Origin of the sequence: Intestinibacter sp., assembly GCF_051866655.1 — a bacterium.
Classification (GTDB): Bacteria; Bacillota; Clostridia; order Peptostreptococcales; family Peptostreptococcaceae; genus Intestinibacter.
On sequence record NZ_JBJDXL010000434.1, the window covers coordinates 1 to 12,665 of the forward strand.

At 32.2% G+C, this 12,665-nt stretch carries 10 protein-coding genes; 1 reads left to right on the forward strand and 9 read right to left on the reverse strand.

From position 1 onward, the window contains the following. From ACI3VO_RS13080 to ACI3VO_RS13115, 8 genes are all read right to left on the reverse strand, one after another. A partial coding sequence (locus ACI3VO_RS13080; RefSeq protein ID WP_439758342.1) for a DHH family phosphoesterase occupies positions 1–845 on the reverse strand: 845 nt, incomplete at its 3' end. Between the two features lies 1 nt (position 846). Further along, positions 847–1,230, reverse strand: coding sequence for a 30S ribosome-binding factor RbfA (gene rbfA, locus ACI3VO_RS13085; protein WP_439758343.1), 384 nt, complete (start codon positions 1,228–1,230; stop codon positions 847–849). 21 nt (positions 1,231–1,251) lie between these two features. Further along, the gene (gene infB / locus ACI3VO_RS13090; RefSeq protein WP_439758344.1) at positions 1,252–3,180 is read right to left on the reverse strand and encodes a translation initiation factor IF-2; all 1,929 of its coding nucleotides are present in this window, start codon (positions 3,178–3,180) and stop codon (positions 1,252–1,254) included. 14 nt (positions 3,181–3,194) lie between these two features. Continuing rightward, on the reverse strand, positions 3,195–3,512 hold the full coding sequence (locus ACI3VO_RS13095) for a L7Ae/L30e/S12e/Gadd45 family ribosomal protein (RefSeq protein WP_320624658.1): 318 nt from the start codon (positions 3,510–3,512) through the stop codon (positions 3,195–3,197). Further along, a complete protein-coding gene (rnpM, locus tag ACI3VO_RS13100) occupies positions 3,502–3,783 on the reverse strand; it encodes an RNase P modulator RnpM (protein ID WP_439758345.1) in 282 nt (93 codons plus the stop codon). The genes ACI3VO_RS13095 and rnpM overlap by 11 nt, the downstream gene beginning before the upstream one ends. A gap of 27 nt (positions 3,784–3,810) precedes the next feature. After that, positions 3,811–5,010: a transcription termination factor NusA gene (gene nusA / locus ACI3VO_RS13105; RefSeq protein ID WP_439758346.1), complete on the reverse strand. Its 1,200-nt coding sequence runs from the start codon at positions 5,008–5,010 to the stop codon at positions 3,811–3,813. A 28-nt stretch (positions 5,011–5,038) separates the two neighbouring features. Then, on the reverse strand, positions 5,039–5,500 hold the full coding sequence (rimP, locus tag ACI3VO_RS13110) for a ribosome maturation factor RimP (protein ID WP_439758347.1): 462 nt from the start codon (positions 5,498–5,500) through the stop codon (positions 5,039–5,041). A 216-nt stretch (positions 5,501–5,716) separates the two neighbouring features. Then, the gene (locus tag ACI3VO_RS13115; RefSeq protein ID WP_439758348.1) at positions 5,717–10,018 is read right to left on the reverse strand and encodes a PolC-type DNA polymerase III; all 4,302 of its coding nucleotides are present in this window, start codon (positions 10,016–10,018) and stop codon (positions 5,717–5,719) included. A 181-nt stretch (positions 10,019–10,199) separates the two neighbouring features. Between ACI3VO_RS13115 and ACI3VO_RS13120 the strand changes: the two genes are divergently transcribed. Next, on the forward strand, positions 10,200–10,868 hold the full coding sequence (locus ACI3VO_RS13120; protein ID WP_439758349.1) for a hypothetical protein: 669 nt from the start codon (positions 10,200–10,202) through the stop codon (positions 10,866–10,868). 72 nt (positions 10,869–10,940) lie between these two features. Here ACI3VO_RS13120 and ACI3VO_RS13125 read toward each other — a convergent pair whose 3' ends face one another. Next, positions 10,941–12,431, reverse strand: a complete 1,491-nt coding sequence (locus ACI3VO_RS13125) for an SH3 domain-containing protein (protein ID WP_439758350.1) — start codon at positions 12,429–12,431, stop codon at positions 10,941–10,943. Positions 12,432–12,665: the final 234 nt, after the last annotated feature.

Sequence of the window (12,665 nt, forward strand, 5' to 3'; positions counted from 1 at the left end):
ACGTAATTTTTAGATCTAAGACTTATTTTAATTTCATCCTCAGATTTTTCTTTTACTAAAATCCCTACTTCTACATTTTCAATATCTCTGCAATAAGGTGTTATACCATCTGTATCCTTGAAGCTCACGTTGTTTCTAGATAACATATCTTGAGTCAATGTTATAGTAGCCACCTTAGTTTCGATTATATTAAGTGTATTTAATGCTTCTCCTAATAATTTATAGTAATTATAATGATTGTTTCCATAAACCTCACAGATAACTTTATTAGACTCAGCTTCTAATTCTAAAAGCTCCTTTGCCATATCAAATGTACTAGGGCTAGTATTAGAGTAAGTAAATTTACCTGTATCTGTTACCACACCTGCATATAGTGCAGTTGCTATTTTTGAATCCATAACCTGTGTGTTTTTTATTTGATTTATTCTTTTGAATATATTATATACAAGTTCACAAGTTGAAGACGCCTCTGGTATTATATAGTTTAAATCCCCAAAGCTTTGATTACTAGCATGGTGATCTATGCAGATTAACTTCGAAGCCTTGTCTATTAAATCTCTATCCAAACATATTCTACCTAAATCTCCACAATCTAGTGATATTATACTAAAATCTTTTAAATTCAACTTTTCAAATTCTTCAGAATTTAAAATCTCTATATCATTTAATAAAAACTTTAAATTAAGAGGAATATCGTCGTCTAAAACATAGTAGACCTGTTTATTTATAGATTTTAGATAATAATACATAGATAAAGTAGAGCCTATATTGTCTCCATCTGGATTTACATGAGAGGTAACTATAAAATAGTTACCCTCATCAATATAATTAATAATCTTATCCATATTATTCACCGTCTTCTTCATCTTCTTCTGATGAATTTTTATATCCACTATTGACTTTTTTTATCAATTCATCCATGTACATCCCTTTTATTAGAGAATCGTCTATCTTGAATATAATTTCTGGAATATGTCTTATTTTTATATTTTTTCCAACTTCTCTTCTTATATACCCACATGCACTTTTTAGGCCTTCTAAAGTAGATTCTTCATCTCCACCTAGAATACTTATATATACATATGCATAGCTTAAGTCGCTTGTAACTTCAACATCAGTTACACTTACTAGAGAATTTATTCTTGGATCTTTTATTCCATTAATTAGCATTGTGCTTACTATTTTTCTAATTTCTTCTGCTATTCTACGTGTTCTATTATTTGATGCCATTATATCAACCTCTTTTGTTAATTATAGTTCTCTCTTTACTTCCTTTTGGATGTAGGCTTCTATTACGTCGCCTACTTTTATGTCGTTGTAATTAACAAAGCTCATACCACATTCAAAACCACTATTAACTTCTTTTACATCGTCTTTGAATCTCTTAAGTGCTAATAATTCACATTCTTGGATTATTATACCATCTCTAACGATTCTAACCTTGCAGTTTCTAAATATCTTACCACTTGTAACATAGCAACCTGCAACAGCTCCAACACCTGAAATTTTGTATACTTCTCTTATTTCAGCTTTTCCTGTATCTTCGTCTTTTAATTCTGGATCTAGTAAACCGCTCATAGCAGCTTGTATATCTTCTATAGCTTTGTAAATTATTGTGTATGTTCTTATATCTACGTTTTCTTTGTCTGCTAAAGATTCAGCACCTGATACTGGTCTTACGTTAAATCCTATGATTATGGCATTTGATGCAGCAGCTAATAATACATCTGATTCATTTATCGCACCAACACCACCGTGGATTACGTTTACGCCAACTTCTTCATTTGATAATTTTTCAAGTGATTGTTTTACAGCTTGAACTGAACCTTGAACATCTGCTTTTATTACTACGTTTAAGTCTTTTACTTGACCTTCATTCATTTGATTGAAGAAATCGTCAAGTGACATTCTTTGAGAAGATTTAAGCATTTCTTCTCTTTGGATTAATTGTCTCTTTTCAGAAATATTTCTAGCTATCTTATCTGTTGGAACAGCCACGAATTGGTCTCCACCTAGTGGTACTTCAGATAGACCAAGTATTTCTACTGCTGTAGATGGACCTGCATGTTTAACTCTTTTTCCTTTTGAATTTATCATGGCTCTTACTTTACCTGAAGCCACACCTGCAACTATTGGGTCACCAACTTTTAAAGTTCCGCCTTGAACTAAAACTGTTGCAACTGGTCCTCTAGCCTTGTCAAGTTGAGCTTCTATTACAGTACCAACTGCTCTCTTATTAGGATTTGCACGTAATTCTTCCATTTCTGCAACTAATAGAACCATTTCTAGTAATGTATCTATATTTTGGTTTTTCTTAGCTGAAACTTCTACAGATATTACTGTTCCACCCCAGTCTTCTACTAGTAGACCTTCATCGGCTAATTCTTTTTTAACTTTTTCTGGGTTAGCACCTGGTTTATCTATTTTGTTTATAGCTACTATTAGAGGTACACCTGCTGCATTGGCATGGTTTATAGCTTCTATTGTTTGAGGCATTATACCGTCGTCTGCTGCAACTACAAGTATTGCTATATCTGTTACTTGAGCACCTCTTGCTCTCATTGATGTGAAGGCTTCATGTCCTGGAGTATCTAAAAATACGATTTTTTGTCCGTTTATAGATACTTCAGATGCACCTATATGTTGAGTTATTCCACCTGCTTCACTTGATGTTACACGAGTATTTCTTATAGCATCAAGTAGAGATGTTTTACCGTGGTCAACGTGTCCCATTACAGTTACAACTGGTGGTCTTGGTTTTAAATCTTCTTCTTTATCTTCTTCAATTTCCATTAATCTCTCTATTTCTTCTTCTGCATCTACATCACTTGCAACTGCTTCTAATGTAAATCCATATTTTTGAGCTAATAAAGCTGCTACTTCAAAAGTAACCTCTTGATTTATTGTTGCCATAGTTCCCATTTTCATAAGCTCCATTATTACCTCTGAAACTGATTTTCCTACAGCATCTGATAGATTTTGAACTGTTAAAGGTCCATCTATACTTATTTTGTTTCCATTTTCTTCTAATAATAATTCTGTCACTAACTGTGCGTCTTCTTCGTCTATTTCTGAATTTTCGTTTTCTACTTCAATTCCTAATTCAGCTAATTTAGCTATAACTTCTTTATTTGAAACTTTTACTTCTTTTGCGATTTGGTCTATTCTTGTATTTGCCACAAGATCACCCCCTATTAAATTTTTACTTCAACGAGTTCTAAAATTTTTTGTGCTAGAGCTTTATCTTTTATCCCTAACACAGCTCTCGGTGATTTTCCTATAGATAAACCAAGCTCTACCTTTGTTGAAAACAGAATTTGATCTACCTTTCTATACGCCGATTTATCTTTAAATAACTTTTTAGTATTATCTGAAGCGTCCTCGGCGATTATTATTAAATTTACTTTGCCTTTTTTGAGATCTTTTAAAGTTGTGTCATCTCCTGATACGACTTTGCCAGCTCTCATAGCTAGGCCTATATAAGAATGAATTTTTTGATTGTTATTTATCATAAGCTTCTAACTCCATCAATAATTTTTCGTATACTTCATCAGAAACTTCGACCTTAAAAGCCCTATTTAAAGCTTTTGTCTTTATGGCTTTTTTCAAACATTCAGAGTCTTTACATATATATGCACCTCTACCATTTGCTCTGCCAGATGGATCTAAAAATATTTCACCTTCTTTGTTTTTAACAATTCTAATAAGCTCCTTTTTAGAATCTCTGTCTTGACATACTATGCATTTTCTTTGAGGTATTTTCTTTACTTTTTTCAAAGCCATCCCTCCTTAACTTTATACTAGTTGAGATTATTCTTCAATGTCAGAATCTAAATCAACTTCAGTACCTAAATCTATATCTTCTACTTCAGCTACTTCAGATGTAGATTCGATATCTTCTACAAGAGTCTCTTCGATATCTTCTTCGTTAGCTTTTAATTCCATTTCTTCTTTTATTTGTGATTCACTTTTTATGTCTATTTTCCAATTAGTAAGTTTTGCTGCAAGTCTTGCATTTTGACCAGATTTACCTATTGCTAAAGATAATTGATAATCAGGAACTACTACAAGGGCAGTTTTTTCTTCTTCATTTACATCTACTCTTACAACCTTTGATGGGCTAAGTGATGCTGATATAAATTCAGCTGGATCTTCACTGTAATTAATTATATCGATTTTTTCTCCACCTAACTCATCTACTACAGCTCTTACTCTAGAACCCTTAGTACCTACACAAGCACCAATTGGATCTATTCTTTCGTCTAATGATTGAACTGCTATTTTAGTTCTTGAACCAGCTTCTCTTGAAACAGATTTTATTTGAACTATACCTTGGTATATTTCTTCTACTTGTTTTTCAAATAATCTCTTAACAAGACCTGGATGACTTCTTGAAACTACTATTTGAGGTCCTTTATTAGTCTTTTTAACTTCTAATATATATACTTTTATATTTTGTCCTGCTTTATATTCTTCTCCAGGAATTTGTTCAGATTCTGGCATAGAAGCTTCTATTTTTCCTACATTTACATATACAGTTTTTGAAGTAGCTCTAGCTATCTCTCCTGTAACTATTTCTGTTTCCTTTTCGATAAATTCGTTGTATACGATTTCTCTTTCTGCTTCTCTTATTCTTTGTACAACTACTTGTTTAGCAGTTTGAGCTGCTATTCTACCGAATTCCTTAGGAGTTACTTCATTTTCTATTATATCTCCTAATTCGTAACTTGGGTCTATTTTTCTTGCATCTGCTAATTCTATTTCTAAGAAAGTATCGTATAAATCTGATTCATCTACTACTCTTCTTTGAGAGAATACCCTTACTTCTCCGTCTTCTCTATCTACTTCAACTCTTACATTTTGAGCTGAACCGAAGTTCTTTTTGTAAGCAGTTAAAAGTGCTTGTTCTATAGTATCTATTATAATTTCTTTATTTATCCCTCTGTCTTTTTCTAATTCGTCTAACGCGTCCATAAAATCTTGCTTTGGATCTACAGTTTCTTGTTTCATTTTTATTCCTCCCTAGTTAATACTACCGCTAAAATTTCACAGCAAGTCTGATTATCGCAATATCTTTTTTATCAAACTCAACTTCATTATTATCTATTATAACTTTTATTTTTTTGTCTTCAGTTAAACCTACAAGTTCTCCTTCAAGTTGTTTTGTTCCGTTTAAAGGTTTGTATAATTTGATTTCTACATCTCTTCCTGCGTATCTTATAAAGTCTTTTTCTTTTTTAAGAGGTCTATCAAGACCTGGTGAACATACTTCTAAAAAATAATTTTCTTCGATTGGGTCTTTTTCGTCTAATATAGGATTTATTTCTCTTGATACGGCTTCACAATCATTTAATGTAATCCCACCTTCTTTTTCAAGGTAGATTCTCAAATAAAATTGTCCCGCTTCTTTCACATATTCTACATCTACTAATTCTATATCCTTAGTATCTAAAACAGGCAATACTAATTCTTCAACTATAGATTCAATATTCTTTTTCATTTATGCCTCCTATTCAGTTGTATTATAACATATTTAAAATAAAAGAGTGAGAACAACTGCCTCACTCTTATCTTCTGCCATATACTATTTTTCTATTACTATAACATAAAAATTTTTTTTTTACAAGTGTTTTTGTATAAATACATTTTTAACTACTATATTCTACACTATTTTTTTCGATTTGTACACAATAATTTCAATTTTTTTGTAAAACTTTTAAAATAAGGATAATTGATTTTTTTCACTCATATTGTTTAAAGAGCCGTGATTTGAAAGTGTCTCAACTACTGTTTTTGAGATTTTAGTTCTCTTTCTCAAATCCTCTTTAGAGATAAATTCTCCGTTTTCTCTTTCCTTTTGGATATTTATAGCTGCATTTTCTCCTACACCTTGTAGCGCTATCATAGGTGGAAGTATTGTCTTATCGTCTACAACTTGAAACTTGGTCGCATCAGATTTATAAATATCTACAGGTATTATCTTTATCTTTCTCGCGTACATTTCAAGCGCAACCTCTAAAACTGTCAGCATCGTCTTATCCTTTGCTGTTGCATCATTTCCTAGCTCGTGTATTTGATCTATCTTTGCTTTAATACTGTCGAGACCCTTCACAATCAAATCTGCATCAAAATCCTGTGCCTTAGTTGTAAAATAAGTAGCATAAAATGCTGCTGGATAATGCACTTTAAAATAAGCAAGTCTAAACGACATCATTACGTATGCCACGGCATGTGCCTTAGGGAACATGTATTTTATCTTCTTACAAGACTCAATATACCACTCAGGCACATCGTGTTTATTCATCTCCTCGATAAATTCAGGCTTTAATCCTTTACCCTTTCTTACGTGCTCCATAATTGTAAACGCCATCTTAGGAGGCAATCCCTTAAATAGCAAGTAGTTCATTATATCATCACGAGTAGATATAACCTCTTTGAATTCAACTACTCCATCTACAACTAAATCCTGTGCATTATTTAGCCAAACATCTGTACCATGCGAAAGTCCTGCTATACGTACAAGCTCTGCAAAAGTAGTAGGTTTTGTGTCAAGGAGCATCTGTCTAACGAAGGATGTACCAAATTCTGGTATAGCAAGAGAACCTATTGGACAGTTAATTTCCTCTGGTGTTACACCTAATGCTTCTGTAGATGTAAATATGGACATCGTCTCCTTGTCATCTAGAGGAATATTTGTCGCATCCAGCCCTGTAATATCCTCAAGCATTCTTATTATGGTCGGAACGTCGTGCCCTAGAATGTCTAGCTTTAATATTCTACCACTTATAGAATGGTAGTCGAAATGCGTCGTTATAACACCACAGGATGTATCATTTGCAGGGTATTGTATAGGAGTGATATCGTAGACATCTTTATAATCTGGGATAACCATTACACCCCCTGGATGCTGTCCTGATGTCCTCTTAACTCCTGTGCATCCCTTTGCAAGTCTTAAAATCTCTGCACTATTTAAATCTAACTCATTTTCCTCTGAATATTTTTTAGCATATCCATATGCAGTTTTATCTGCAACTGTACCTATAGTTCCAGCTCTATATACGTGCCCTTCACCAAATAATTCCTCTGTGTATTTGTGAATTACTGGCTGATAGCTTCCGGAGAAGTTAAGGTCTATATCAGGCTCTTTATCTCCTTCAAATCCAAGAAAGACCTCAAAAGGTATATCGTGCCCATCCTTTTTAAGCTTTCTTCCACATTTAGGACAGTCTTTATCCGGTAAATCTACCCCAGAGCCCCATTCACCTACATCGTAAAAATACGAATATTTGCAATCCGGGTTTTCACATATATAATGTGCTGGAAGTGGATTAACCTCTGTTATATCACTCATTGTAGCTGCAAGTGAAGATCCAACAGAACCCCTAGACCCAACTAGATAACCGTCTGCTAGTGATTTTGTAACTAGCTTTTGGGCTATTATATACATGACTGCGTATCCGTTACTGATTATAGAGTTTAGTTCCCTATCTAGACGAGTTTTTACTATTTCGGGCATCGGATCTCCGTAGATTCTCTTCGCCTTTGAGTAGCACATCTCCCTAAGCTCAGTGTCTGAGCCCTCTATTACAGGTGGAAATGTCTCATTTGGTATAGGTAAAAAGTCCTCTACCATATCCGCAATTTTATTGGTATTTTCAACTACGACCTCGTACGCCAATTCCTCTCCTAAATACTTGAATTCCTCTAGCATTTCATCTGTAGTTCTAAAATGCAAATAAGTCTCCTCTTCATCTACACTAAAGCCCTGAGAATACTTAAGTACCCTTCTAAATACAGCCTCGTGCTTTTCTATGAAGTGCACATCTCCTGTCGCCACTGGAATTTTACCAAATCTCTTTGCCACATCTACGACCTTTTTATTCAATTCTCTTAGCTCATCCTCGTCCTTGACCTCGCCGTTGTTTATCATAAACCTGTTGTTGTCTATAGGCATTACCTCTATATAGTCGTATAATTCTATAATATCTTTTATCTCATCGTCGTCTTTATTCTGTTTTACAGCCTGAAATACTTCTCCAGCCTCACATGCTGAGCCAACGATAATTCCTTCTTTATATTCCATCAATACACTCTTTAATATTCTCGGTGCTCTGTAAAAATGATTTACATGTGCATCAGATACTATCTTGTATAAATTTTTAATTCCCACCAAATTTTGAGCTATTAGAGTAATGTGCTTTGTCTTTAGCTTAGTGTAGTCTATAAAGCCCAATATTTCATTTACATCGCTCAATTTCTCTGCGCCCCTCTTTTGGAGCATATCCAAGAATTTTATAAATATATGAGCAGTTGCAGCAGCGTCATCTACTGCTCTATGGTGGTTGTGCAGAGGAACTCCTAATTCCTTTGTAAGGTTGTTAAGCTTAAATCTCTTTAAATGTGGTAGAAGTATTCTAGCAAGCATTAGGGTATCTACACTTTTATTTTCAAATTTTATGCCCATTTCCTTGCATTTTTGATTTATAAAACCTATATCAAATTCAGCATTATGCGCAACTAACACGCTATCTCCTACAAATTCCATAAATTTAGGTAAAATCTCTTCAATTGTAGGCTTATCCTTTATTAAATCATTAGTTATACCTGTCAATTCCTGAACCTTATACGATATATCCTTTTCTGGATTTATTAGTTCATTAAATCTATCTACAATCTCGAAATTTTTAACCTTGACAGCACCGATTTCAGTTATCTTGTCGTTTTTATTAGAAAAACCAGTAGTCTCTAAGTCGAATACCACAAATGTCTGAGATAGGTCTTTATCATTTGGCTCCTTTATAATCGGAGCATTATCCTCTACTAGATACCCCTCAACGCCGTAAAGTATTTTTATATTGTTGCTTTTACCTGCGTCCATAGCCTCAGGGAATGCTTGGACTACACCGTGGTCTGTAATAGCTATTGCCTTATGACCCCAAGTAGCCGCCTGCTTGACTAGCTTTTTAGTTTGGCATAATGCATCCATTGAAGACATCTGAGTATGTGCATGGAGCTCTACACGTTTTTTAGGGCTAGTATCCTGTCTGTATTTCTTTTCCTCTAGTCTGATACCACTTATAGTCATCGTAAGCTCGCGTTTAAACGCATCGTATAGTACGTCTCCCTTGATTTTTACATAAGTCCCTTCTGTTATCTTACTTAGAACCTTATCCTGATTCATATCGTTTAAGAATAGCTTACAGCTTATAGAGCTCGTGTTATCTGTGACATCTGCTATAAGAAGAATTTTTCCATTTTTAAGCTCTTTGATTTCTATATTAAATATTTCTCCAACTATGCAGATAGTTCTCATATTTTTGTTTATATCGCAAATATGTTCAAATACTGCATTTACATTTTCGCCGTATATTATATTTGTATCCTCTTGCTCCTCGTCCTTTATTACGTAGGCACCTTCTTCCTCCTCTTCCTTTTTAGAGTCAGAAATTTCCATCTCCTTGATCTTTTCCTCAAGCTCCCTATCCATCTTCTCAATTATCTTCTTTGTATCGATTTTTTCATCTACAGCCTTTTCTAATACGACCTTTAGCTCTAGAGAAAACTCCTCTAAAAAGACATTGTGGATTATATGCTCACAGTCTTTTGATTTTAATTTATCGTAAAAAATACTCTTAGGTATTTTTATTTTTAAGGTGTCATCTATACACATATATTCAACCTGTTTTCTCCATCCCTCAATAGCTGGACAGATATCTCTAAGTATATGCAGTATATTATCCCAATTCTTTTTTACTATGTCCTTATTAGATTTACGAGACAATCCATTATATCTCATCTTTATTTTTATATCAGAAAAATAATCCAATTCATCTAATAAAGCCTCCCTAAGCGATGATAAAATGTCATAAGAAATTATTTCCTTGGACGATAAATACATATAAAAAATCCTATTCTCTTTGTAATAAACAACCTTTGTTACAAGCACATCTTTTAATCTCTTATATAAAAAATCATTTTCAATTTTCAATTTGCTCAAATAATCGTTTATGCTATCCATTTATATATGACATCTCCTTTCATCTCAAGATTTTGCTTTTTGATATAAAATTATATCATATTTATAATTTATTTTGAAAGTCCTCTCTCTCAAAGTAAATTATAAATTATTTTTTAGGATTAGCTCTTTTTTGAAGCTTTTTAATATTATTATAATAAGGTCTTATATTTGGAGGTATAATATGACTTGCTCAAATATATATGATATAAAAAAAATACCTATTTACTATAAGGAATTAAAATGTAAAAAGCTCTTCACAAATGCTCTAGCAGAAATGAATATAAATAAAAAGCAAATCCATTTATTTTACTATAAAAAAAGCAATATACCAATTTGCGCACTTCCCAAATTAGGAGTTGTAGTTATTTCCAAAAATGGATTTTTATCATTTTGCTATAATTTTTACTTATTTATAAATTCGTTCAATACTGAAAATATACCTATTACAAGACAAAACATATACCTTATAGGAAAATGTGCTCTTTGCCACGAAATAGGCCATATACTAGATCCCAATTTATCTATTATAAAATCGACCTCGAGCGATATAATTTCTTCAATTGCAAATTCTATAGTAGAGTACAATATAGACTTAAAGGATCGCTCTTACTACAAAAAAAATCTTCCCCTAGAGCTTGAGGATTACGTCCTGCAGTTTAAGAAAAATACAATTTTAAGGGAGCTAAATGCCTGGAATATAGGAAAAGATATTGTAAATTTTAAAAGCGATATGGAAAAGTATATTTTTGAAAAAATGAAGGAATACGCCTTGGCGACATATAATTACGGCAATTTAAAAAATATAGTTTCAGAAAATAATTTAGAAAATCGTATAAAGGTTTTATGCTGACAATGTATTTATAGATTTAATTTTATTCGAGGAAAATCTAAAATTCAAAATTTTAGATTTTCCAATTTGATATTATTTATATTTAGGTATCAAATACTCTAAAGTCGTACAGTCGTTGTAATAAGGAACTATTTTATTCATCATTTTGGCTATATAAGCTGCCCAATCTACATCTGTAGCATATTGGTGACCTGTATTGTAGCTCCATCTCATTTTATATAGTGTATTTTGATTGTATTTACTGCTATGTATGTAATTATCAGATAACCATTTAGCTGAGCCATCTATAGTTTTATCAACTGAAGTCCATCCCTTTTTATAAGCATATTGAGAAGCTGATGATACAGCAGTTCCGTCATATGCAGATATCCCAAAGAAGTTATAAACCTTGACTTGATTCCCTGAAGTATCAGTTACATAAACTCCCTGAGCTAATTTAGAAACTCCATGTCCTGTCTCAAGCATAGCTGCTGCAACTAAATACGTTACATCTAAATCGTATTTCTTAGCTGCATCTATAAATGCCTGTCCCTTATTTAAAAATACACTATGTGATTGACAGTATTTTGCAAAATAAGCATTCAATTCACTAGCTGTTATTCCAGAACGATACTTATCTATTCTTAAAAACTGAAGCTTTCCATTGCTATTTGAAGTAAAATTATCTGGATTTAAATATTTTCTCAAATCTGTTTTAGTAGCATTTATGTAATTATTAGAATTTGAGTAATCACTAGATATATTAGCTCTAATTTTATTATATCCTTTTTGTGATAATTTATACTCGTAATCGACCATAGTATCAAAAGAATAGCTTAAATTTTCATATGTAGTTTTTATTCCACCTTGATTATTATTTTCAGTATTGCTATCATTTTTATTATCATCTTCATTATCTGATATTTTATCAGTTAAATATTTATTTGATATGTAAGCATATCCATCTTTGTATTTTATTTTTGCCCAATTTCCGTTTATAGATACGACCTTAACTTCTTGTCCATATTTATAAACTGTAAGTATTTTATAAGACGTAGATGGACCTGTCCTTACATTTAATGCTGATGTATTTACATATTTTATCTTTATGCTACTATCTACCTGATCTGTTAAATATTTATTAGAAACATATCCTATTTTTGAATTATACTTTATTTTTGCCCATCCATTGTCGACTGAAATAACCTCAACCGCTTGACCTTTACTCAATGTCGTTATTACCTGATAAGATGTAGATGGCCCCTTTCTCATATTAAGTGATGAAGCTGATACCTTTTTAATTGTAGTAGCCTCATTTTCAACTACATCTATGTACTTAGAGCTTGCCCATCCTTGTTTTCCAGTTTTAGTAGTTATTTTATACCATCCATTAGAGGTTTCCTCAATTGTGACCTTATCATTTTTATAAATTACAAATTTTACATTGTATGATTTACTTGGACCACTTCTTACGTTTAATTCATATGCTGTAACCACACCCGAATTAGATTGTGCATTTATAGTCCCCATAAAAATCGGCAGCACTGCCATGCTAGTTAATATTATTTTTTTATTAAAATTCATATAAATCTCCTTTTTTCTTTTTTAGTCCCTTTTATATTATAAATATATACCCCTATATTTACAAATTAATATTGTTTTTTCAAAAAATTTATCCATTTAACTACTTATTCATCAAAATTGATACAAAATCCTTTATAATTTTCTCAATAAATATAAAGTTTTTAATTATTTATAAATACTAAATAATTTGATATCATATAAATATAGATTAATTTAGGAGGTCCTAATATGAAT